The sequence below is a fragment of the Mycobacterium spongiae genome (genome assembly GCF_018278905.1).
Taxonomy (GTDB): domain Bacteria; phylum Actinomycetota; class Actinomycetes; order Mycobacteriales; family Mycobacteriaceae; genus Mycobacterium; species Mycobacterium spongiae.
Genome location: NZ_CP046600.1, coordinates 4,942,749 through 4,966,082, shown reverse-complemented (window position 1 = coordinate 4,966,082; position 23,334 = coordinate 4,942,749). Strand labels below are relative to the sequence as shown.

The following is a 23,334-nucleotide window of genomic DNA, read 5'->3' as shown; positions in this document are numbered from 1 at the left end:
TATGTCGGACAAGTGTCCAATCATTTGGGAGCTGCAAATGACGGAGAGATCCCTCGTGGCGGACGGCGCTAGTTCGTTGTTCATCGATGGTGAATGTGCCGACGGGCGTGCGGGCACGTTCCCGACGGTCAACCCTGCCACCGAGGAAGTGCTGGGAGTCGCCGCCAACGCTGATGCCCAGGACATGGGCCGCGCCATCGACGCCGCACGCCGCGCGTTCGATGACACCAACTGGTCGCGCAACACGGAGTTGCGGGTGCGATGCATACGCCAGCTGGGCGATGCGCTGCACAACCAGGTCGAGGAGCTACGCGAGCTGACCATCGCTGAGGTCGGTGCGCCGCGGATGCTCACAGCCCTTGCTCAGCTCGATGTCCCGATCAGCGACCTGACGTTCGTGGCGAACACCGCCGAGTCTTATGTGTGGAGCCAGGATCTCGGCGAGGCGTCGCCGCTGGGTATTGCCACTCGACGCACCCTGGCGCGAGAGCCCGTCGGCGTCGTCGGCGCCATCACACCGTGGAACTTTCCGCACCAGATCAATCTCGCCAAGCTGGGTTCCGCGCTGGCCGCGGGCAACACCGTCGTTCTGAAACCCGCTCCCGACACGCCCTGGTGTGCGGCGGTGCTCGGCGAAATCATCGCCGAGCACACCGATTTTCCGCCGGGTGTCGTCAACATTGTCACGTCCAACGACCACAGTCTCGGCGCGATGCTTGCCAAAGATTCTCGGGTGGAAATGATTTCGTTCACTGGATCAACTGCCACCGGCCGCTCTGTGATGGCCGATGCTGCGACCACCGTCAAGAAGGTGTTCCTGGAGCTGGGCGGAAAATCGGCGTTCGTGGTCCTCGATGATGCTGACTTAGCCGCTGCGAGTGGGGTATCCGCGTTCTCAGCGTGCATGCACGCTGGACAGGGCTGTGCGATCACCACCCGACTGGTGGTCCCGCGAGCCCGTTATGACGAGGCGGTCTCGATAGCGGCTGCGACCATGTCGTCAATTCAACCCGGCGATCCCAACGATCCCGCAACGGTATGCGGGCCGTTGATCTCCGCGCGGCAACGGGACCGCGTGCAAGGCTATCTCGATCTGGCACTCACCGAAGGCGGGACCTTCGCCTGCGGCGGCGGGCGTCCCGCGAACCGGGAGGTGGGTTTCTTCATTGAGCCCACGGTGATTGCGGGTCTGAGCAATGACGCGCGACCCGCCCGAGAGGAGATATTCGGGCCTGTCCTCGTCGTCATCGCCCACGATGGCGATGACGACGCCGTGCGTATCGCCAACGACTCGCCGTATGGCTTGTCGGGCACGGTGTACGGCGGTGATCCGCAGCGGGCGGCGGCCGTCGCCACGCGGCTACGGGTGGGCACAGTCAACGTCAACGGCGGCGTCTGGTACTCCGCGGATGCGCCGTTCGGCGGCTACAAGCAATCTGGCAACGGACGCGAGATGGGGCTACTCGGGTTCGAGGAGTACTTGGAAGCCAAAATCATTGCAACAGCGGCGGGTTGATCCGGCAGGAGTTGGGTTACGCGCGGCAGAAGGGTAAGGATGAAAGACAAAGTGGCTATCGTCACCGGCGCCGCTCAGGGCATTGGTCAAGCGTACGCACAGGCTCTGGCACGCGAAGGATCGTCGGTGGTTGTCGCCGATATCAACGTCGACGGTGCCGAGAAGGTGGCAAAACAGATCGTTGCCGACGGCGGCGCGGCAATCCATGTGCCCGTTGACGTTTCCGACGAAGACTCAGCAAGGGCGATGGCTGATCGCGCGATCAGCGAGTTCGGCGGGATCGACTTTCTGGTGAACAATGCCGCGATCTACGGCGACATGAAGCTCGATCTGCTGCTCACCGTGCCGTTGGACTACTACCAGAAATTCATGAGCGTCAATCATGACGGGGTACTGATATGTACTCGCGCGGTGTACAAGCACATGGCCAAACGAGGTGGTGGTGCGATCGTCAACCAGTCGTCGACCGCAGCGTGGCTCTATTCGAATTTCTATGGCCTGGCCAAGGTCGGCGTCAATGGGCTGACTCAGCAACTTTCTCGTGAGCTCGGCGGCATGAAGATCAGGATCAATGCCATTGCGCCCGGGCCGATCGACACCGAAGCCACCAAGACCGTGACGCCGGGCGAGATCGTCAAGAACATGGTGCAAACCATCCCGCTATCCCGGATGGGGACACCCGAGGACCTGGTGGGGATGTGCTTATTCCTGCTCTCGGACTCGGCCTCGTGGATTACCGGACAGATCTTCAATGTCGACGGCGGACAGATCATCCGGTCATGAGCGACGCGAGCACACCGCGCCTGGGATACATAGGCCTGGGCAACCAGGGCGCCCCGATAGCCAAGCGATACCTCGGCTGGCCGGGAGGGCTGACCGTCTTCGATGTGCGCGCGGAGGCTATGACCTCCTTCGTCGAGAGCGGCGCTAGGGCGGCGGCAAGTGTCTCCGATGTCGCCGAGGCTGACATCATCGGCCTCGCAGTGCTCAATGACGACCAAGTACGCGACGTGATTATGGGTGACGCAGGGCTTGCGGCACATGCGAAGCCCGGCACCATCATTGCGATTCATTCGACCATCAGTGACACCACCGCAGTCGAGCTGGCTCGCGACCTCGATCGGCAAGGCATTCATGTTGTCGACGCACCTGTCAGCGGAGGTGCCGCGGCGGCCGCCAAGGGCGAGTTGGCCGCCATGGTGGGTGCGGACGACGAGACGTTTCAGCGGCTCCGGGAGCCATTTTCGCGGTGGGCTTCACTGGTGATCCACGCCGGCGAGCCGGGGGCGGGAACCCGAATGAAGTTGGCGCGCAACATGTTGACCTTTTCCTCCTATGCGGCGAGCGCCGAGGCGCAGCGGCTGGCGCAGGCATGCGGACTCGACCTGGTGGCGCTGGGGAAGGTTGTCCGGCACAGCGATTCGTTCACCGGCGGCGCCGGAGCGATCATGTTCCGCGACACCACGGCACCGATGGAGTCGGACAATCCGCTGCGCCCATTGCTGGAACACACGCGCGGCTTGGGGGAGAAGGATCTGAATCTCGCATTGGAGTTGGGCGAAGCGGTATCGGTTGATCTGCCGTTGGCCCAGCTGGCTTTGCAGAGATTGGCCGCCGGCCTTGGGGTGCCGCACACTGACGCGGAGTCCCAGTAGACGAGAGGAGATAGCCGATGGATGAACTGCGCCGTACCGGCCTGGACAAGCTGAACGAGGTCTATGCGTGGGACATGCCCGACATGCCGGGCGAGTATTTTGCCCTGACTGTCGACCACCTCTTCGGCAAGATCTGGACCCGCCCCGGCCTCGCGATGCGCGACCGCAGGATGGCGGTCATCGCGGTTCTCACTGCGCAGGGCCAGTCCGACCTGCTGGAGGTCCAGGTCAACGCCGTCTTGCACAACGAGGAATTCACCGTCGACGAGTTGCGCGAACTCGCCGTCTTCATCACCCACTACGTCGGCTTCCCGCTCGGGTCGCGGTTGAACAGCGCGATCGAGCGGGTGGCAGCCAAGCGCAAGAAAGTGGCCGAGAACGGCGCACGGTCCGGTAAGAATGCTGACAAGAAGGCCGAGGCGAAAGCCAACGTCGCCGAGGTCCTCGCGAAGGAGGCCGGCGAATCGAGCTAGTTCGGGCTCCCCAGCGGCCGAGAGGGGGCGGCCGCTGGGGACCCGAGCGTCCTACAAGGGCGACGATGCCGGGCTCAGCGGCGTGGGCGCGGTTGAGGAGCCGGGCAATCCGACTAGGGTGACGTTTCGTGCGCGTTTTGGTGATCGGCTCGGGTGCCCGGGAACATTCATTGCTGCTCGCGCTGGGCCGAGACCCCCACGTCACGGGGCTCATCGTTGCCCCGGGCAATGCTGGGACCGCGCGGCTGGCCGAGCAGCGCCAGGTCGACGTCACCTCCGGTGATGCCGTCGTGGCCTTGGCTCGCGAGGTCCGGGCCGACATGGTTGTCATCGGCCCGGAAGTACCGCTGGTGCTCGGGGTCGCCGACGCAGTGCGTGCCGCGGGCATCGTATGCTTCGGGCCGAGCAAGGATGCGGCCAGAATCGAGGGCTCCAAGGCATTCGCCAAAGAGGTCATGGCAGCAGCCAACGTGCGGACGGCGACCAGTGAAATCGTGGACAATCCCGCGCATTTGGACGCCGCACTCGATCGATTCGGACCGCCCGCGTCAGACCCGGCCTGGGTGGTCAAAGACGATCATCTGGCCGCCGGTAAGGGCGTCGTGGTCTCACCGGAACGCGACATCGCCCGCGCGCATGCCGCTGGTCTACTCGAGGCCGGGCACCCCGTGTTGTTGGAGTCGTATCTGGACGGCCCTGAGGTCTCGCTGTTCTGTATCGTCGACGGCCCAACGGTCGTGCCGTTGCTGCCGGCGCAGGACTTCAAGCGGGTCGGCGAGGGTGATACCGGACCCAACACCGGCGGTATGGGCGCCTATGCGCCACTGCACTGGCTGCCCGACGAAGTCTACCGGGAGGTAGTCAGTAGGATCGTTGAACCTGTTGCGGCCGAACTGGTTCGGCGGGACAGCCCGTTTTGCGGACTGCTGTATGCCGGGCTCGCTATCACCGGGAACGGGCCCGCGGTGGTCGAATTCAATTGCCGTTTTGGGGATCCGGAGACACAAGCGGTGCTGGCGCTGCTGGAGTCACCGCTTGGTCAGCTGCTACATGCCGCCGCCACGGGAAAGCTCGCCGACTTCGGCGAATTACGCTGGCGCGATGGCGCGGCCGTCACGGTGGTGTTGGCGGCCGAAAACTATCCGGGGCGGCCCCGACTCGGAGACGTTGTCATCGGGTCCGAGGCTGACGGTGTGCTCCACGCCGGAACGGCTCGGCGCGACGACGGCGCGATTGTCTCTTCCGGTGGCCGGGTGCTGTCAGTGGTCGGCACCGGCCCCGACCTGTCAGCGGCCAGGGCGCATGCATATGACATCCTCAGCTCAATTCGACTGCCGGGAAGTCACTTCCGACCGGACATTGGGTTAGGCGCGGCCGAGGGGAAGATCAGCGTCTAAAACGCTGCTGCCTGGCCGTCGCGCCGTGGATCGCTGGCCGCAACATAGCCGTCGTCGAGTCGCCAGATCGCCTGGCAACTGCCGAACTGGCCGAAGTGTTCTGCCGCCACCGGTTCGTGCCCACGTCGGCGGAGTTCGTCCAGCGTGGCGGCGGGGAAGCCCTGCTCGCAGCTGACCTGCATCCCCTGCACCCAGCGGAACCGGGGACCGTCGCAGGCCGCCTGCGGGTTCTGGCCGTAGTCTGCGATGCGCACCACGAGCTGCACATGACCCTGCGGTTGCATCGTGCCGCCCATTACCCCGAAGCTCATTACCGGTGCGCCGTCTTTCGTCATAAAGCCCGGGATGATCGTGTGATAGGGCCGCTTGTGCGGTGCCACTTGGTTGGGATGTCCCTGTTTCACCGTGAATTCCGAGCCGCGGTTCTGCAACGAGATACCGGTGCCGGGCACCACCACCCCGGATCCGAAGCCCAGATAGTTCGACTGGATCATTGACACCATCATCCCGGTCGCATCCGCGGCGGTCAGATACACGGTGCCGCCCTTCGGGGAGCCGGCGTAGGCGGGCTTCGCCCGCTTCCGATCAATCAGGGCGGCCCGTTGTTTCAAGTAGTCCCTGTCGAGGAGGCGCTCCGGGTGCAGGGGCATGTGGTCGATGTCGGTGACGTAGGCCTGCGCGTCGGCGAAGGCAAGCTTCAGTGCCTCGATCTGCACGTGCACGCTATCCGCGGAATCCACTGACCACGACGACATGTCGAACTGTTCGAGGATTCCCAGGGCGATCAAGGCGATGATGCCCTGGCCGTTCGGGGGTATCTCATGGATGGTGTACCCGCGGTAGGTTCCGGTGATCGTGTCGACCCAGTCGCTGCGGTGCGCCGCCAGATCGCTGGCGCGCATGACGCCACCGTTGGCCGTCGCATGGTCCTCGAGCTTTTCGGAGAGCTCGCCGCGGTAGAACGCCGCGCCGTTGGTGGCGGCAATCTTCTCCAGCGTGGCGGCATGCTCCGGGAAGGTAAATCGTTCGCCCGGCTTCGGCGGGCGCCCGCCGGGCAGGAACGCTTCGGCGAAGCCCGGCTGGGAATCGAATAGCGCAACCTGCTGTGCCCACTGGGTGGCGACAGTTGGCGAGACCAGAAAGCCGTTACGGCCATAGGAGATCGCGAGATCGAAGAGCCTTTCGAAGGGGAGCGTGCCGAACTTGGCGTGCAGTTCGACCCACGCCGACACCGCGCCGGGAACGGTCACCGAATTCCAGCCGAGTGCGGGAACCGCGTTGCCGCCGAAGTACTCTGGCGTCCACGCTGCGGGCGAGCGCCCGGATGCGTTGAGCCCGTGAATCTTGCGCCCGTCCCAGACGATGGCGAAGGCATCCGAGCCGATCCCGTTGGACACCGGTTCCACGAGGGTCAGGGTGATGGCCGTCGCGATGGCGGCGTCGGCCGCCGTCCCGCCCTCGGCCAGCATGCGCAGACCCGCTTGGGCGGCCAGAGGTTGTGATGTGCACACGATGTTGGCCGCCGTGACGGGCATGCGGGGCCACGCGTAGGGGAAGCTCCAACCGAAGGGGGCGCTCACCTTGGGATCGTCGCACGCCGTCCTGGCCGGCTCAACGCCGATGTCGGCCGCGCGGTTTCTGCGGCACGCCCAGCTACGGCAGACCGGCGATCCCGTCTTGGCCCAAGAGCAGCCCGCCGGTGCCGCCCGCCCCGGCGGCACCCGGGGCCGCGCCGGTCCCGCCGTTGCCGCCGTTGCCGCCGTTGCCGATGAGCACAGCGTTGCCGCCATTGCCACCGGTCCCGCCGTCGTCGTCGCCTGGCCCGCCGGCGCCGCCCGCCCCGCCGCTACCCCATAGCTGGCCGCCGACGCCGCCGGCTCCGCCGGCGCCCCCGTTGTCGGCAATTCCGCCTCCGCCGGCACCGCCAGCCCCGCCAAGGCCGAGCCAGCCGGCGTTACCGCCGGCGCCGCCGGCCCCGCCACTGTTCACGCTGGACCCGCCGAACCCGCCGGTCCCGCCGCTGGAGAACAGCAGCCCGGCGTCGCCGCCGCTTCCGCCGGCCCCGCCGACAGCAACAAAGCCGAAGCCGCCGCTCCCGCCGCTGCCACCACTGCCGAACATCAGCCCGGCATTGCCGCCCGGCCCGCCGGCCCCGCCCATGCCGCTGGTGTTGGTTCCGCCGGTGCCGCCAGTTCCACCGGGGCCGGCCAGCAGCCCGCCGTTGCCGCCGGCCCCGCCCATGCCGCCAACGGTATCTCGGCTGAATCCGCCGTCGCCGCCGTCACCTCCGCCGGTGCCGACCAGCGCGCTGAGGAGCCCTCCGGTCCCACCTGCGCCGCCGGCACCGCCGGCGCCGAGCGAACGGTTGCCCCCGCCGAGTCCGCCGGTCCCGCCGCCGCCGAATAGCCCACCAGCCCCCCCGGCTCCACCGACTCCGCCGTCGGTGTTGCCGGCCCCGCCAGTCCCGCCGGCCCCGCCGTCGCCCATTAGCCAACCGCCGGTCCCGCCAGCTCCGCCGGCGCCGCCGTCACCGAGCGTCAGACTCGCGCCGGTCCCGCCGCTTCCGCCGGTGCCCCACAGTCCAGCGGCGCCACCAGCCCCGCCGGGCAGGCCTGAGTCTGCCGTACCGGATCCGCCTGCCCCGCCGTCGCCGAGTAGCCAACCCCCGGGTGCACCATCGGTCCCGCTTCCTGCGGCGCCGGGCATACCGTTGCCGATCAGCGGTCGTCCGGTCACATCCTGGATGGGGGCGTTGACCGCGGCCAGTGCCTGTTGCTGCAGGGTGTGCAGCGGCGAGGTGCTTGCCGGGGCGTTGAATCCGTCCAGGCCTAGCAGCAGCCCGCTGATCCCGCCGGTACCGGTGCCACCCAGTGTTGGGCCGGTGCCACCGATGCCGCCGTTGCCGCCGTTGCCGATCAGCACCCCGTTGCCGCCGGCTCCGCCGGTCCCGCCCGCGCCAAGAAGTGCCTCGCCGCCGGCGCCGCCGGCCCCGCCGTTGCCGACGAGCAGGCCACCGCTGCCTCCGGCCCCGCCAGCGCCCCCATCGCCGTTTTGTCCGAATCCGCCGCTGCCGCCCGCACCGCCGTTGCCAAGAAAACTTGCGGCGCCACCGGCTCCGCCGCCGCCGCCGTCGTCGTCGCCGGTGCCGCCGGCTCCGCCGTTGCCGCCCGCCCCGAACAACAGTCCGGAGTCGCCGCCAGCCCCGCCCGCACCACCGGTTGCACTATCAAAGCCGAGGCCGCCGGCCCCTCCCGCGCCGCCGCTGCCGAACAGCGACCCGGCGTTGCCGCCAGCCCCGCCAGCACCTCCGCCGATGTCGCCCAATCCACCTGCCCCGCCCGCACCGCCCGGACCACCGAGCAGGCCCGCCGCGCCGCCTACTCCGCCGACACCCCCGGACGCACCGGGACCGCCGGTGCCGCCGGAACCTCCGTGACCGCCGCCGGCGCCGAGCAGCCCGGCCAGCAGCCCCCCGGTCCCACCGGCACCGCCGGCCCCTCCGGTGAAGCCAGCTCCAAACGTGCTTCCACCGGAACCGCCGAGCCCGCCCGCACCCAGCAGCCCGCCGGCCCCACCGGTCCCGCCGGACCCACCGGCAGCGATCAGTGAGTCGCCGCCGGCTCCACCGGCGCCACCGCTACCGAACAGCCAGCCACCGGACCCACCGGCCCCACCAGCCCCGCCACTCCCACCGGCCCCACCAGCGCCGCCGACGCCAATCAGCCCAGCGACCCCACCGGCGCCGCCGGGCAATCCCGCGGCACCCGAGCCGCCGGCCCCACCGTCACCGAGCAACCATCCACCCGGTGCCCCGGCGGCCCCGGTGCCCGGAGTTCCATTGGCGCCGTTGCCGATCAACGGGCGCCCGGTCAGTGCCAGGAAAGGCGCGTTGATTGCGGTGAGCAGCGGGTCGCTAATCGAGGCCGCGCTGGCCGCCTCCGCCCTGGCGTAGGCCCCGGCACCGGCGGTCAACGCGCGCACGAACTCGGCATGAAACGCGCCAGCCTGCGCACTGAGTCCCTGATAGGTCTGTGCGTGGGCGGAAAGCAGGGCCGCGATCGCTGCCGACACCTCATCGTTTGCCGCGGCCACGATCTGCGTGGTTGGGGCCGCCGCGGCAGCATTGGCCGCCCCCAGCATCGAGCCCACGTTCGCCAAGTCCGCGGCCGCCGTCCCCAGCACCTCGGGCACCGCAATCACAAAGGACATGAGACACCTCCCAAACCGGCTGGCCCGAACCCCGCTAGCGTCCGAGCACCCTCGCCGTCGGCAACCCCACCGTATCCCCGCGCCGGGCACGGCATCCCCGATATCGAGCAACTGTTGGCGTCGCGGCTGAGCCGCCTCAGGCGGTGAGTAGCGGTGCGATCCAGGAAAGTTCGGCGGGCAACTGCGCGCTCCAGAACCCGCCGTTGTGCCCACCAGGTGAGAAACCACCCGCCGGTGGGTTGGGTAGTTGAGCCACAAACTGTTTGGTCGCCGCGTAGAACGGATCGCTGTCCCCGCAATCCACGCGGATGGGGATCGACCCGAGCGCGGGCACCCCGAACACGGAGTTCGCCGACCAATCGTCAGCGCCGTCAAATGAGCCGGGGGCAACCGCGCCGGGGGACAGCCACAAGGCCGGGCTCACCGCGCAGATCGCCGCGGTGCGGGCCGGCCCCAGTCGGCTGCCGAGCAGCAACGCGCCGTAGCCGCCCATTGACCACCCGAGGAACGCAACTCGGGAGGTGTCCAGGTGGTGAGTGTCCAGCAGCGGGATGAGCTCGTCGAGCACCATGGCCCCCGCGTCCTCGCCGGACGCCCGCTTGTGCCAGTAGCTGCCCCCTCCGTCGACAGAGACCACCGCAAACGGCGGCAGCCCGGCATCGACGGCCTGGGCCAGGCCCTGCTCGACGCCGCCGTCCATCACTCGGGTGGCGCTACCTCCCAGGCCATGCAGCGCGATCACCGGCCGCAGCGGCCCGGTCTGGCCCGGGGGCCGCGCGATCGCCCAGTTGGTCGTCTGTCCGGCACGTGCCGAGGATACGAACGAGCCCGTCACCATCGTTGGTGCCGCTGCTGCCGGGGCCGGTGGGGCGGGTTCGAGAGGTGTGGCCGGGGCCAATGGAACGCTTGTGCCAGTAGCGGGCATGGCGTCCGACGTTTTGGGTTGAATCAGCATGTCGAGCGCATATGCCGCAGCCGCACCACAAGTCGCGCTGGCGCCAAGACCGAGCACGGCGCGGCGACTCAGGATGGGCATGCCGGCCATCATGCCAGGACGTTTGACCAAAATGGCAATGCAGTACCACTTTTGCTGGCAGCATGGTTGGGCGTGACAACAGCAGCAGTTACTCCCAAGGGAGAACGTCGACGGTATGCGTTGGTAAGCGCTGCCGCCGAGCTGCTTGGTGAGGGAGGGTTGGAAGCGGTGCGCCACCGGGCGGTTGCTCGGAAGGCCGGCCTGCCGCTGGCGTCTACTACCTACTACTTCTCGTCTCTCGACGATTTGATCGCCCGCGCGGTCGAACATGTCGGGATGATCGAGGTGGCACAGCTGAGGGCACGCGTCAAGGCGCTGTCTCGGCGGCGACGGGGGTCCGAGACCACTGCTGATGTGCTGGTCGACCTGCTTGTGGGGGACGTGTCCGGTCCGGGGCTTGCTGAGCAGCTGATCTCGCGATATGAGCGCCATATCGCATGTACCCGCTTGCCCGCGTTGCGGGAAAGCATGCGTCGCAGCCTGCATCAGCGGGCCGGCGCGGTGGCTGAGGCCATCGAGCGATCGGGTCGTTCGGCATCGATCGAACTGGTGTGCACCCTGATCTGCGCGGTCGATGGTTCGGTGGTTTCCGCGTTGGTCGAGGGGCGGGATCCGCGCAACGCCGCGCTGGCCACCGTGGTCGACCTCATCGATGTGCTCGCGCCGGTAGACCAGCGAGCTGTTGGGGTCTGACGCCTCAGCGGCGGGTACGGGGTGCCGGCGCCAAGTCGGCGGGCAGCGACGGCGTCACGATGTAGCCGGTGTCGAGGTCGCCGTAGATCGTGACGGCGGTGGGGTAGTGAGTGGCGAACAGCGCCACGTAGGCGCAGACGACGGCGTCGACGGGGTCCTCTACGCGACGTAGGTCGCTTTTGGACCCTGCGGCCGACACCTGCCGACGCAGCTCAAGCCAATCGGCGTTACCGGTAACCCTCAGCGGGACTGCAGCGTGCGCGAGGCCCTCCACCTGGTCCATCAGCCGCAGCAACTCCGATTTCAGCTGGTCAACGCTGCGGCCAGGCTTGGCCTTGTACTTCAGCGTGCGCGGCAGGCGAAACAGAGCCACCGTCGCCGCATGTGGGTAGACCTCGATGGCGCGCCGCGGCGCCGCCGAAAGCGAGTCCATGTCGAGGCGCAATTCGCGCGCCAGCCGCGCGGCGCGGGGACCCATGGCGAACTCGGGCCTTCCGGTGTTGGTTGGGTGCGCGCCGGCCTCGAACCTACGAAAGTCGCGGTTGAGCATGGTCTCGGCCGGCCGCTGGCCCGTCCGGTTGGTCACCACCAGCGGTGCGTCGAACGCCACCAGGCAATCCCCCTGCACGTACGGTCGCAGCGTGGCCAGCACGGCGGCGTCGGTTCGGGCGGCGCTGGTGTGCACGAGATGACCGTCGCCGTCGACCACCGCGAGACCGGTCGGATTACGGGCGCCCCAGGCCAGGTCGACGCCCGCGAAATGCATCCGCCTAGGTTATGGCGGGTCGCGCGGGGACGCTGCGGGGCCAGCCCGGCATCCCCGTCTTCCTGTCACATCCGCCACAGTGGCCGCAGCCGGGAGGGAGGGTCGGTGTGCTCGCCTACGAGCGACAACGCATCAGCTGCGACCGTAAGCTGTGTCTTCGTGAGGACTAAGTGAGCATTCCGAACGTGCTGGCCACCCGGTACGCGAGCGCCGAGATGGTCGCAATCTGGTCGCCGGAGGCCAAGATCGTGGCGGAGCGGCGCCTCTGGATGGCTGTGCTGCGAGCACAGGTCGACCTGGGTGCGAAAGGCGCTGACATCCCCGAGGACGCGATCGCCGACTACGAGCGGGTGCTCGACGATGTGGACTTGGCCTCGATCGCCGCCCGGGAACGCGTGCTGCGCCACGACGTCAAGGCCCGCATCGAGGAATTCAACGCGCTGGCTGGCCATGAGCACGTGCACAAGGGGATGACCAGCCGCGACCTCACCGAGAATGTGGAGCAGCTGCAGATCCGACGGTCACTGGACGTCGTATTCGCCCATGGGGTGGCGGTGGTGGCGCGGCTTGCCGAGCGGGCCGTGGCCTATCGCGATCTGGTCATGGCCGGCCGTAGTCACAATGTGGCGGCGCAGGCCACCACCTTGGGCAAGCGGTTCGCCTCGGCGGCGCAAGAGACGCTGACCGCGTTGGCCAGGCTGCGGGAGTTGATCGACCGTTACCCACTGCGCGGCATCAAAGGCCCCATGGGCACGGCGCAGGACATGCTCGACCTTGTGGGCCACGATGCGGCGGCGCTGGCCGAAGTCGAGCGTCGTGTGGCCGACCTTTTAGGTTTCGCAACGGTTTTGACGAGCGTCGGTCAGGTCTATCCGCGTTCGCTGGATCATGATGTGGTGTCGGCGCTGGTGCAGCTTGGAGCGGGGCCGTCGTCACTGGCACACACCATCCGACTGATGGCGGGCCACGAGCTTGTCACCGAGGGTTTCGCTGCGGGGCAGGTTGGTTCGTCGGCCATGCCGCACAAGATGAACACCCGCAGTTGCGAACGGGTCAACGGGTTGCAGGTTGTGCTACGCGGCTATGCCTCGATGGTGGCCGAGCTGGCCGGCGCGCAGTGGAACGAGGGCGACGTGTTCTGCTCGGTGGTGCGCCGGGTTGCGTTGCCGGACAGCTTCTTTGCTATTGACGGGCAGATCGAGACCTTCTTGACCGTGCTGGACGAATTCGGGGCTTACCCCGCGGTGATCCAACGTGAACTGGACCGCTATTTGCCGTTCCTGGCCACCACCAAGGTGTTGATGGCCGTGGTGCGCGCGGGGATGGGTCGCGAGTCCGCCCACCACGTCATCTCGGAGCACGCGGTGGCGACGGCGCTGGCCATGCGGGAACATGGCGCCGAGCCCGACTTGCTGGACCGGTTGGCCGCCGATCCGCGGCTGCCCCTGGACCGAGCGGCGCTGGACGCGGCGCTGGCCGACAAGAAGGCCTTCACCGGTGCTGCTGGCGACCAGGTCGACCAGGTGGTCGCCGGTGTCGACAAGCTCGTGGGCCGCTACCCGGAGGCCGCAAAGTACACCCCAGGAGCGATTCTATGACCGTCCTCGGCGCGCTCGCGGGAATCGACTTCACCGATCTGGACAACTTCGCCCATGGATTTCCGCACGAGCTGTTCTCCCTGCACCGTCGTGAGGCGCCGGTCTACTGGCACGAGCCGACCGACAACACCCCGGACGGCGAGGGTTTCTGGTCGGTCGCGACGTACGCGGAAACGCTTGAAGTGTTGCGCGATCCGGCGACGTACTCCTCGGTCACCGGAGGCGAGCGCCAGTTCGGCGGCACGCTGTTGCAGGACCTAGCCATCGCGGGCCAAGTGCTCAACATGATGGACGACCCGCGGCATTCGCAGATTCGGCGCCTGGTCAGCTCCGGGTTGACGCCACGGATGATTCGTCGCGTCGAAGACGACCTGCGAGCCCGCGCGCGTCGGCTGTTGGACTCGGTGGTGCCAGGCGAACCGTTCGACTTCGTGGTTGAGATCGCTGCCGAACTTCCGATGCAGATGATCTGCATTCTGTTGGGAGTTCCTGAGTCCGAACGGCATTGGCTGTTCGAGGCGATCGAGCCGCAATTCGACTTCGGCGGCTCGCGCAAAGCGTCCGTTTCGCAGCTGGCGGTCTCGGAGAATGCCGACGCGGCCTCGCGCATGTACGACTACGGCCAGCAGTTGATCGCGTCGAAACGTGCCAATCCCACCGACGACATGCTGTCGGTCGTCGCCAACGCGGCCATCGACGACCCGAACGACAGCGATGCGACGCAAGCATTGTCGGATCTCGAACTGTACCTATTCTTCAGCTTATTGTTCAGTGCCGGTGCCGAGACGACGCGCAACGCCGTCGCCGGCGGACTGCTGGCCTTGGCCGAGCACCCTGACCAATTGCGGTCATTGCGCAACGATCTGGACTTGTTGCCGACGGCGATCGAGGAGATCGTCCGCTGGACATCGCCGTCGCCGTCCAAGCGGCGCACCGCCACGTGCGACAGCACGCTCGGCGGACAGCCGATCGAGGCTGGACAGAAGGTGCAAATTTGGGAGGGCTCGGCCAACCGCGACGCCCTCGTGTTCGAGAGGGCTGATGAATTCGACATCACCCGAAAACCGAATCCACACTTGGGCTTCGGACAAGGAGTGCACTATTGCCTGGGTGCCAATCTGGCCCGGCTGGAGTTGCGGGTGCTGTATGAAGAACTGCTGTCGCGCTTCGGTGCGGTGCGGCGGGTGGCGCCCGTCGAATGGACTCGCAGTAACCGCCACACCGGTATCCGGCACCTGGCGGTGGAATTGCGTGAGCGCTAGTGCGTGACGACGGAGTCGGGGTCATTTCTCCTCGGGTCTGATCCCGACCGCGCGCTATTCGCCGACCGGGTCGGTAATCGTGCCGCTCGAGATCATCATGATCGTGAGGGTGGGCACCAAGTCTTCGCGGTTGTCGAGCCGAGGACTAATGACGGTCGTCATGGGCCAAAATGCCCTCTTGACACAGTCCCGTGATCGCTAGCGTTGAGTTACTCGAACGGTGCACCGGGCACGCAGCTTAGCTCCGTTTCGTGATTGGCTTCCAGGAAGTGTGACGATGACCGTATTGATGACCAGGTTTCCAGGTTTTCTCGGCAGCGCCTTGCTGCCCGGCGTCGTCGCCGAAGCTGACGTGCGTGGGCGGATGGCCGCGGGAATACCGCCCACCATCTACCGCCCTTCGATTGTCGTCGGTGACAGTCGCTCGGGAAAGACGCAAAATTCCACGGACAGCTTGCGCGAGCACCCAGGGGTCAGCTCCGCCGCGATGTTCTAGCTGCGGATCGTTGATGTTAGGGAAGGTAGTGGAATGTGGATAAAGCTCCATCGTCGTCTGGTGGTACTTGTGGTAGCCGCTCTGGTCGCGAGTGCCGCCGTGATCATCACGCTCTTGCATCCTTTTGACGCCCCTACCCACGATGCGGTTGCGCATAGCGGAAAGGGTTCGATCGCCGCTGCGCGGCCCGTACCTCCGGTCCCGCCGAAACCCCCAATATATGGTGCGATCGCCGTCGCCGAGACCGGCGCTGCAGGACAATCGTGGGGCTATCGAACTCGAGCGCTGGCGGAGACCGAGGCGCTGCGCCAGTGCAACCACGACACCTGCAGAGTGTTCAGCGTTTTCACGAAGTGCGGCGCCATCGCCCACGACGGCACTCATTACCATGGCGGGGTCGGACGCTCGCGCCAGGCGGCAGAACTGGATGCGACGACCAGGCTCGGCGGCGGATGGATCGTGACCTGGGTGTGCCACTAGGGCAGTAGGGCCGCGGTTCGCCGACGATGCTTGCGCGATGGCTCGGGCTAGCCATATCGCAGCGATTGCGTGAGAAACGACAAGCTATCCCTTGACCTGTTATCTAGATGTCGAATCAGGTCAGAGGGCGCCGACAACGGCCGTTCTTAGAATCCGCCCAGCGTGGGTCCGAGTCCCGCCGGGGGCACGGTGTTTGTGCAGTTAGAAGGCGGTCTCTGGTCGTTAGGACGGCTTTGAGTGAGGGCCGGTGACCCGCCGATACACCCCTTCAGCAGCACTTCAGACAAGTCACTCACTGGACCGGCCAATCGCCACCATACAACTGGCCAACCGAATCCTTGACACAGAGAGGCGCCAATTAAGCGGCGGTTCCGCCGGCACCGCCGGCACCGCCGGTGCCACCCGTACTGCCGACCCCGCTGCCTCCGTCGATGCCTGGGTCGCCGTCACCGCCGCGACCGTCACCGCCGTCACCGCCGTCACCGCCGGCACCGCCGGCACTGTTGCCGGAGTTGGTGCCGCCGTTGCCTCCGTTGGCGCCGTTGGCGCCGTTGGCCCCGGACCCGGTGCTGCTGGCGCCGCCGTCACCACCGTCCCCGCCGAGACCGCCGAAACTGCCGAGGGCATTGGCGCCGCCGTTGCCGCCGGCGGCGGCCGCGCCGGCAGCCCCGGCGACCCCGTCGCTGGCTCCGCCGTTACCGCCGTCACCACCGCTACCGCCGATACTGCTGCCGGTGGTGTTGTCGTCGCGGCCATCAGCGGCGAGGCCGCCGGTGCCGCCGTTACCGCCGGCGGTGGCACCGAATCCGCCATCACCGCCGCCACCGCCGTCACCGCCGACACTGGTGCCGGAGTCGGCGCCGGGGGTGCCGCCGTTGGCGCCGTTGGCGCCGTTGGCGCCGGCCCCGGTTGTGCTGGCGCCGCCGCGACCACCGTCACCGCCGCGACCACCCTGACTGAGGACGGCGTTGGCGCCGCCGTTGCCGCCGTCGGTGGCCGCGCCGGCGGCCCCGGCGGCCCCGTCGCTGGCTCCGCCGTTACCGCCGTCACCGCCGCGACCGCCGAAACTGCCGGCGGTGGTGTTGTCGTCGCGGCCATCAGCGGCGAGGCCGCCGTTGCCGCCGTCGCCGCCGGCGGTGGCCCCGAATCCGCCGTCACCGCCGTCACCGCCGTCACCGCCGAAACTGCTGCTGCCGGAGTTGGCGCCGGGGGTGCCGCCGTTGCCGCCGTTGGCGCCGTTGGCGCCGGCCCCGGTGGTGCTGGCGCCGCCGTCACCGCCGTCACCGCCGCGTCCACCGAAACTAGATAATCCGGCGTTGGCGCCGCCGTTGCCGCCGTCGGTGGCGGCGCCGGCAGCCCCGGCGGCCCCGTCGCTGTCGCCGCCGTTACCGCCGTCACCACCGCGACCGCCGACACTGTTGCCGCTGGTGGTGTCGTCGCCGCCGTCAGCGGCCAGCCCGCCGTCACCGCCGTCGCCGCCGGCGGTGGCCCCGAACCCGCCGTCACCGCCAGAACCGCCGCCACCACCCTCACTGCTGCCGGAGTTGGCGCCGGCGGTGCCGCCGTTGCCGCCCGTCGCGCCGTTGGCGCCGGCCCCGGTGGTGCTGGCGCCGCCGTCACCGCCGTCACCGCCGCGACCAGCGCGACTGACTAGGGTGTTGTCGCCGCCGTTGCCGCCGTCGGTGGCGGCGCCGGCAGCCCCGGCGACCCCGTCGCTGTCGCCGCCGTTACCGCCGTCACCGCCGCGACCGCCGAGACTGTCGCCGCTGGTGTTGTCGTCGCGGCCATCAGCGGCCAGCCCGCCGGTACCGCCGTCGCCGCCGGCGGCGGCCCCGAATCCGCCGTCACCGCCAGAACCGCCATCACCGCCGACACTGCTGTTGGAGTCGGCGCCGGGGGTGCCGCCGTTGCCGCCCGTCGCGCCGTTGGCGCCGGCCCCGGTGGTGCTGGCGCCGCCGTCACCGCCGTCACCGCCACGACCACCCTGACTGAGGACGGCGTTGGCGCCGCCGTTGCCGCCGTCGGTGGCGGCGCCGGCAGCCCCGGCGACCCCGTCGCTGTCGCCGCCGTTACCGCCGTCACCGCCGCGACCGCCGATACTGCCGCCGGTGGTGTTGTCGTCGCGGCCATCACCGGCCAGCCCGCCCGTGCCGCCGTCGCCGCCGGCGGTGGCCCCGAATCCGCCGTCACCGCCAGAACCGCCATCACCGCCGACACTGTCGTTGGAGTTGGCGCCGGGGGTGCCGCCGTTGCCGCCCGTCGCGCCGTTGGCGCCGGCCCCGGTGGTGCTGGCGCCGCCGTCACCGCCGTCACCGCCGCGACCACCCTCACTGCTGGCGGCGTTGGCGCCGCCGTTGCCGCCGTCGGTGGCGGCGCCGGCAGCCCCGGCGACCCCGTCGCTGTCGCCGCCGTTACCGCCGTCACCGCCGCGACCGCCGACACTGTTGCCGCTGTTGTTGTCGCGGCCATCAGCGGCCAGCCCGCCGGTACCGCCGTCGCCGCCGGCGGTGGCCCCGAATCCGCCGTCACCGCCAGAACCGCCACCACCGCCGAAACTGCTGTTGGAGTTGGCGCCGGGGGTGCCGCCGTTGCCGCCGTTGGCGCCGTTGGCGCCGGCCCCGGTGGTGCTGGCGCCGCCGTCACCGCCGTCACCGCCGCGACCACCCTGACTGCTGGCGGCGTTGGCGCCGCCGTTGCCGCCGTCGGTGGCGGCGCCGGCAGCCCCGGCGACCCCGTCGCTGTCGCCGCCGTTACCGCCGTCACCGCCGCGACCGCCGACACTGTTGCCGCTGGTGTTGTCGTCGCGGCCGTCAGCGGCCAGCCCGCCGGTGCCGCCGTTGCCGCCGGCGGTGGCCCCGAACCCGCCGTCACCGCCGGAACCGCCATCACCGCCGATAGTGAAGCGGGAGCCGGTGCCGGGCGTGCCGCCGTTGCCGCCCGTCGCGCCGTTAGCGCCGGCCCCGGTGCTGCTGGCGCCGCCATCACCACCGTCACCGCCGCGACCACCCTGACTGCTGGCGGCGTTGGCGCCGCCGTTGCCGCCGGCGGTGGCCGCGCCGGCAGCCCCGGCGACCCCGTCGCTGTCGCCGCCGTTACCGCCGTCACCGCCGCGACCGCCGGTGCTGGTGCCGGTGGTGTTGTTGTCGCGGCCATCAGCGGCGAGGCCGCCGTTGCCGCCGTCGCCGCCGGCGGTGGCCCCGAATCCCCCGTTACCGCCGGAACCGCCGTCACCGCCGAGAGTGCTGTTGGAGTTGGCGCCGGGGGTGCCGCCGTTGCCGCCGTTGGCGCCGTTGGCGCCGGCGCCGGTGGTGCTGGCGCCGCCGTCACCGCCGTCACCGCCGCGGCCCCCCTGACTGCTGGCGGCGTTGGCGCCGCCGTTGCCGCCGTCGGTGGCCGCGCCGGCGGCCCCGGCGACCCCGTCGCTGTCGCCGCCGTTGCCGCCGTCACCGCCGCGACCGCCGACACTGGTGCTGCTGGTGGTGTCGCGGCCATCAGCGGCGAGGCCGCCGTTGCCGCCGTCGCCGCCGGCGGTGGCCCCGAATCCGCCGTCACCGCCGGAACCGCCGGCACCGCCGGAACTGCCGGCGGAGTTGGCGCCGGGGGTGCCGCCGTTGCCGCCGTTGGCGCCGTTGGCGCCGGCTCCGGTGGTGCTGGCGCCGCCGTCACCGCCGTCACCGCCGCGACCGCCGAAACTGCCGAGGGCGTTGGCGCCACCGTTGCCGCCGGCGGTGGCCGCGCCGGCAGCCCCGGCGACCCCGTCGCTGTCGCCGCCGTTACCGCCGTCACCACCGCGACCGCCTACACTGCTGCCGCTGGTGGTGTCGTCGCCGCCGTCGGTGGCCAGACCGCCAGCCCCGCCGTGACCGCCGGCGCTGCCACCGAATCCCCCGTCGCCGCCAGAACCGCCGGCACCGCCGAAACTGCTGCCGGAGTTGGCGCCGGCGGTGCCGCCGTTGCCGCCCGTCGCACCGTCGGCCCCGGTCCCGGTGGTGCTGGCGCCGCCGTCACCACCGTCACCGCCGCGACCAGCGCGACTGACTAGAGTGTTGGCGCCGCCGTTGCCGCCGGCGGTGGCGGCGCCGGCGGCCCCGGCGACCCCGTCGCTGTCGCCGCCGTTGCCGCCGTCACCGCCGCGACCACCGAAACTGCTGCCGCTGGTGTTGTTGTCGCGGCCATCAGTGGCCAGACCGCCAGCTCCACCGTCACCGCCGGCGCTGCCACCGAATCCGCCGTCACCCCCAGAACCGCCGGAACCACCGAAACTGCTGCCGGAGTTGGCGCCGGGGGTGCCGCCGTTGCCGCCGTTGGCGCCGTTGGCGCCGGCTCCGGTGGTGCTGGCGCCGCCGTCACCGCCGTCACCGCCGCGACCAGCGAAACTTCTGTCGGCGTTGGCGCCGCCGTTGCCGCCGTCGGTGGCCGCGCCGGCAGCCCCGGCGACCCCGTCGCTCGCCCCGCCATTCCCGCCGTCACCACCGCGACCACCGACACTGTCGCCGGTGGTGTTGTCGCCGCGGCCATCAGCGGCCAGACCGCCGGTCCCGCCATCACCGCCAGCGATGCGCCCGAATCCGCCGTCGCCGCCAGAACCACCGCTACCACCGAGACTGCTGCCGGAGTTGGCGCCGGCGGTGCCGCCGCTGCCGCCCGTCGCACCGTCGCCCCCGGTCCCGGTGGTGCTGGCGCCGCCGCCACCGCCGTCACCGCCGCGACCACCGAAACTTTCGACGGCGTTGTCGCCGCCCCTGCCGCCATCACCGCCGCGACCGCCGACGCCGCCGTCACCGCTGATCGCACCACCAGCACCACCGGTACCGCCGTCACCACCGCGACCACCGAGACTGTTGCCGGCGGTGCCGTTGGCCCCAGCCCCGCCGGCTCCGCCGGCCCCACCATCGCCGACCAACCCACCAGCACCGCCGTCGCCGCCGGCGCCGCCGGTGGTGGCGGTGTCGCCGATGATGGCGAGGCCATCAGCACCGTTGCCGCCGTTGCCGCCGTTACCTCCACTGGTGGGAGTCTGTCCAATTGCGCCATTCGCACCGATAAGACCGCCACGGCCACCGGCGCCGCCAGCCCCCGGGTTGCCACCATCACCGCCGTCACCGCCGCGACCGGCATTGATCGCCATGTCGCCGCCGGCGCCGGTACCGCCGTCACCACCGACGCCACCGGAACCACCCGTACCGCCAGCACCGAACAACAATCCACCGTTACCGCCGGCCCCACCGATCCCACCGGGAGAGCCGTCAGCACCAGCCGCCCCCGCTGCAGCGCTGTTACCGCCGGCGGCGCCGGCCGCGCCGGCCCCGCCCGCTCCACCGTTGCCGATCAACGCCGCGCTACCGCCGCCACCGCCGCTACCCGCGGCAGCACCGCTACCCCCGGCCCCGCCCGCCCCGCCGTCGCCGTAGAACAACCCGCCGCTGCCACCGGCCCCACCGCTGCCACCAACCCCGCCCGCGGCGCCGCCGGTCCCGCCGAGGCCACCGGCCCCGCCGTGACCGAACAACCCCACCGCCGCGCCGCCAGCCCCACCGAGCCCGCCGGCACCGAGGGTGCCCAGCCCGCCGAGCCCACCGGCACCGCCATTGCCCAGTAGCCACCCACCGGCCCCACCGGCACCGCCCGCCATGCCCATGACGCCCGTCCCGCCGGCCCCACCGCGACCACCATGGCCGATCAACCCCGCAGCCCCACCAGCCCCGCCAACCTGCCCGGGCGCCCCGGACCCGCCGGCCCCGCCATTACCGAACAAAATCCCACCGGCCCCGCCGGCAGCCCCGGTACCGGGAGCCCCGTCGGCGCCGTTACCGATCAACGGGCGCCCCAACAAGAATTGGGTGGGGGCGTTGATGACCGCGAGCACGTCCTGCTCGATGCTTTGCGCCGACGCGTTGAGCGCCTCGGCGCTGGCATAGGCCTCGCCAGCGCTGGTAAGCGCCTGCACGAACTGCTGATGAAACTGTGCCACCTGGGTGCTGAGCAGTTGGTAGTCGCGGGCGTGAGCGGAAAACAGCGCCGCGATGGCCGCCGACACCTCATCGCTGCCGGCGGTCAACACCGCCGTAGTGTCGGCCGCCGCGGCGACATTAGCCGCGCTGATGGTCCAACCAAGACCGGTCAAATCCGTTGCCGCTGTAGCGATAACCTCCGGCGCCGCGATCACCCAAGACATCCGATACCTCCCACCACGTCCGTGGCCACGCCCACAAACCGACCCGCGCACAACCGGTTTGCGCTGAAAACCGACACACGCCACGACACCACCGAACCGAGGCAGCAAATCGGGGCGGCCCTACTAGCACCGTCGGTGCCGTCACCCACGGCACTGGCGACCGTAACTCCCATGGCATCGAATAGTCCAGCGCCGAGCGGTGATTCGATGGTCATGTTCGTACTGTGGCGTATCTGCTACGACGCGCTGAAGTGGGGTTTCTCGGTCTTGGGCCGCTGGTCTGGCTAATCTATTCTTCGCTGGTGAATTTGGTGTGCCGCCGCTACCGTTTGATCCGTGATCTGCTCTCCACTGTTGTCACCGCCTCGGGCAAGATGCTCGGCGAGTAATCCGCGATGACCTCGTGGTCGGGCTCATAGTCGGGGGCGCTGCCAGGAGGCCACGAAAGGTAGGTTCACGCCTGCAACGTTTCGCAGTCGCTGCCTTGTGCGCCGCCGATCTCGGTGGATTCGGACCACGAGTCCTCCGATTCCTATCTCTTGGCCGTCGTACCGACTGGTAGCATCTAATGTGCTACCATATTGGAAATGAAGGTTATTGGGGTTCGAGAGCTGCGGCAAAACGCTAGCAAGTACCTGGCTCGGGTTGCGGCGGGTGAGGAACTGGAGGTGACGATGCGTGGCCGGTTGGTCGCGCGGTTGGTTCCGGTCACCGCTACTGAGCGCACCCGAGACGGCCTCATAGCCAGGGGCGCAATGAGGCCGGCGCGCCGCCGTGGCGGTCTCGCCTCGGTCGACGCTGAGAGTCTGCCGCGGCGGAATCTGAGTGCGGTCCTGGCCGAGGTGCGTGCGGACCAATGATCTATATGGACACCTCGGCCCTGGTGAAGCTGATTGTCCACGAGGCCGAGTCGGTGCATCTTAGGCGATGGCTGGCTGACGCAGAGGATCATGACCATGTGACGAGCGCGGTGGGCCGCGTGGAGCTGATGCGAACTGCTCTCCGCAGCGGGGATACCGAGATCGTCGCCAACGCTCAGCGCATTTTGGGCGAGGACCTCGACATTCTTGCCGTCACTGACGAAGTGATCGCGATGGCCGAAACGATCGGACCAGACTCGCTGCGCTCTCTCGACGCCATTCATCTCGCGTCTGCAACGCAACTCGGTGACGCGCTCACCACGGTTGTGGCCTACGACAACAGGCTGATCGAGCGCTGTCGCGATCTCGACTACCCAGTCGAAAGCCCGGGAGCAGGCCGGTAAATGCATCTCGTGACATTAGAAAGTCAAGCGGCTAGATCGAGTGGAGGCGGATACGCGCGGGTGTGGCCGTAGCCGGTCGCGATGTTGAGGCAGTGGTGAAGTTGTCCGAGGAGCTTGTTGAACAGGTGTCGTCGGGCTTGGTCGACCCTAAAGGAGCTGATGGCGTTCATGGGCTCGGCCCCACGATTGACGTATGGGCATTGGATTGCGATCGCCATAACGTGTGGTGGGAAACCAAAGTCCGGTGAAGACAAGTCGAGTTGTCTTACCCGACAGGGAGGATCGCAGTATGACGAATCGAACGGATCACTGCT

At 69.1% G+C, this 23,334-nt stretch carries 19 protein-coding genes; 13 read left to right on the top strand and 6 right to left on the bottom strand.

The annotated features are described in order from the left end of the window. Positions 1 to 37: 37 nt before the first annotated feature. The 5 genes from F6B93_RS19930 (at position 38) to purD (ending at position 5,041) form a co-directional block, all read left to right on the top strand. A complete protein-coding gene (locus F6B93_RS19930; RefSeq protein ID WP_211696614.1) occupies positions 38 to 1,516 on the top strand; it encodes an aldehyde dehydrogenase in 1,479 nt (492 codons plus the stop codon). 39 nt (positions 1,517 to 1,555) lie between these two features. Continuing rightward, positions 1,556 to 2,299 (top strand): SDR family oxidoreductase, encoded by a 744-nt coding sequence (locus tag F6B93_RS19925; RefSeq protein ID WP_211696613.1) that lies wholly within the window; start codon positions 1,556 to 1,558, stop codon positions 2,297 to 2,299. Next, positions 2,296 to 3,171, top strand: a complete 876-nt coding sequence (locus tag F6B93_RS19920) for an NAD(P)-dependent oxidoreductase (protein WP_211696612.1) — start codon at positions 2,296 to 2,298, stop codon at positions 3,169 to 3,171. The genes F6B93_RS19925 and F6B93_RS19920 overlap by 4 nt, the downstream gene beginning before the upstream one ends. Positions 3,172 to 3,188: 17 nt before the next feature. Next, positions 3,189 to 3,644 (top strand): carboxymuconolactone decarboxylase family protein, encoded by a 456-nt coding sequence (locus F6B93_RS19915; protein ID WP_211696611.1) that lies wholly within the window; start codon positions 3,189 to 3,191, stop codon positions 3,642 to 3,644. Between the two features lie 128 nt (positions 3,645 to 3,772). Further along, positions 3,773 to 5,041, top strand: coding sequence for a phosphoribosylamine--glycine ligase (gene purD / locus F6B93_RS19910; protein ID WP_211696610.1), 1,269 nt, complete (start codon positions 3,773 to 3,775; stop codon positions 5,039 to 5,041). Here purD and F6B93_RS19905 read toward each other — a convergent pair. The 3 genes from F6B93_RS19905 to F6B93_RS19895 all read right to left on the bottom strand — a co-directional run bounded on the left by F6B93_RS19905 (position 5,038) and on the right by F6B93_RS19895 (position 10,298). Next, positions 5,038 to 6,621, bottom strand: a complete 1,584-nt coding sequence (locus F6B93_RS19905) for a gamma-glutamyltransferase family protein (protein WP_211696609.1) — start codon at positions 6,619 to 6,621, stop codon at positions 5,038 to 5,040. The genes purD and F6B93_RS19905 overlap by 4 nt on opposite strands. 73 nt (positions 6,622 to 6,694) lie before the next feature. Further along, positions 6,695 to 9,250, bottom strand: a complete 2,556-nt coding sequence (locus tag F6B93_RS19900) for a PE family protein (protein ID WP_211696608.1) — start codon at positions 9,248 to 9,250, stop codon at positions 6,695 to 6,697. A gap of 136 nt (positions 9,251 to 9,386) precedes the next feature. Beyond that, positions 9,387 to 10,298 carry an alpha/beta hydrolase gene (locus F6B93_RS19895; RefSeq protein WP_211696607.1) on the bottom strand — a complete coding sequence of 304 codons (912 nt, stop codon included), beginning with the start codon at positions 10,296 to 10,298 and terminating at the stop codon, positions 9,387 to 9,389. Between the two features lie 60 nt (positions 10,299 to 10,358). On the opposite strand from F6B93_RS19895, the gene F6B93_RS19890 reads away from it, so the two are divergent. Next, entirely contained in the window at positions 10,359 to 10,979 is a 621-nt protein-coding gene (locus tag F6B93_RS19890; RefSeq protein WP_425518474.1) for a TetR/AcrR family transcriptional regulator, read from the top strand. Between the two features lie 4 nt (positions 10,980 to 10,983). Here F6B93_RS19890 and F6B93_RS19885 read toward each other — a convergent pair whose 3' ends face one another. After that, the gene (locus F6B93_RS19885) at positions 10,984 to 11,745 is read right to left on the bottom strand and encodes a DUF429 domain-containing protein (RefSeq protein WP_211696606.1); all 762 of its coding nucleotides are present in this window, start codon (positions 11,743 to 11,745) and stop codon (positions 10,984 to 10,986) included. A gap of 170 nt (positions 11,746 to 11,915) precedes the next feature. On the opposite strand from F6B93_RS19885, the gene purB reads away from it, so the two are divergent. The 4 genes from purB to F6B93_RS19865 all read left to right on the top strand — a co-directional run bounded on the left by purB (position 11,916) and on the right by F6B93_RS19865 (position 15,581). Continuing rightward, the gene (gene purB / locus F6B93_RS19880) at positions 11,916 to 13,343 is read left to right on the top strand and encodes an adenylosuccinate lyase (RefSeq protein ID WP_211696605.1); all 1,428 of its coding nucleotides are present in this window, start codon (positions 11,916 to 11,918) and stop codon (positions 13,341 to 13,343) included. Further along, a complete protein-coding gene (locus tag F6B93_RS19875) occupies positions 13,340 to 14,605 on the top strand; it encodes a cytochrome P450 (RefSeq protein ID WP_211696604.1) in 1,266 nt (421 codons plus the stop codon). Before purB ends, F6B93_RS19875 begins: the two co-directional genes overlap by 4 nt. Positions 14,606 to 14,882: 277 nt before the next feature. Continuing rightward, positions 14,883 to 15,101 carry an SDR family oxidoreductase gene (locus tag F6B93_RS19870; RefSeq protein WP_211699677.1) on the top strand — a complete coding sequence of 73 codons (219 nt, stop codon included), beginning with the start codon at positions 14,883 to 14,885 and terminating at the stop codon, positions 15,099 to 15,101. Positions 15,102 to 15,161: 60 nt separating this feature from the next. Further along, positions 15,162 to 15,581, top strand: a complete 420-nt coding sequence (locus F6B93_RS19865) for a DUF4189 domain-containing protein (protein ID WP_246540880.1) — start codon at positions 15,162 to 15,164, stop codon at positions 15,579 to 15,581. A 358-nt stretch (positions 15,582 to 15,939) separates the two neighbouring features. On the opposite strand, the gene F6B93_RS19860 is transcribed toward F6B93_RS19865, so the two are convergent. After that, positions 15,940 to 21,756 carry a PE family protein gene (locus F6B93_RS19860; protein WP_211696602.1) on the bottom strand — a complete coding sequence of 1,939 codons (5,817 nt, stop codon included), beginning with the start codon at positions 21,754 to 21,756 and terminating at the stop codon, positions 15,940 to 15,942. Then, the gene (locus tag F6B93_RS19855; protein WP_211696601.1) at positions 21,744 to 21,971 is read right to left on the bottom strand and encodes a hypothetical protein; all 228 of its coding nucleotides are present in this window, start codon (positions 21,969 to 21,971) and stop codon (positions 21,744 to 21,746) included. The genes F6B93_RS19860 and F6B93_RS19855 overlap by 13 nt, the downstream gene beginning before the upstream one ends. A 9-nt stretch (positions 21,972 to 21,980) precedes the next feature. Here F6B93_RS19855 and F6B93_RS19850 point away from each other — a divergent pair, with 9 nt between their 5' ends. From F6B93_RS19850 to F6B93_RS19840, 3 genes are all read left to right on the top strand, one after another. Continuing rightward, entirely contained in the window at positions 21,981 to 22,145 is a 165-nt protein-coding gene (locus F6B93_RS19850) for a hypothetical protein (protein WP_211696600.1), read from the top strand. Positions 22,146 to 22,343: 198 nt separating this feature from the next. Then, positions 22,344 to 22,616, top strand: a complete 273-nt coding sequence (locus F6B93_RS19845; RefSeq protein ID WP_211696599.1) for a type II toxin-antitoxin system Phd/YefM family antitoxin — start codon at positions 22,344 to 22,346, stop codon at positions 22,614 to 22,616. Next, positions 22,613 to 23,020 carry a type II toxin-antitoxin system VapC family toxin gene (locus tag F6B93_RS19840; RefSeq protein ID WP_211696598.1) on the top strand — a complete coding sequence of 136 codons (408 nt, stop codon included), beginning with the start codon at positions 22,613 to 22,615 and terminating at the stop codon, positions 23,018 to 23,020. Before F6B93_RS19845 ends, F6B93_RS19840 begins: the two co-directional genes overlap by 4 nt. Positions 23,021 to 23,334 lie beyond the last annotated feature (314 nt).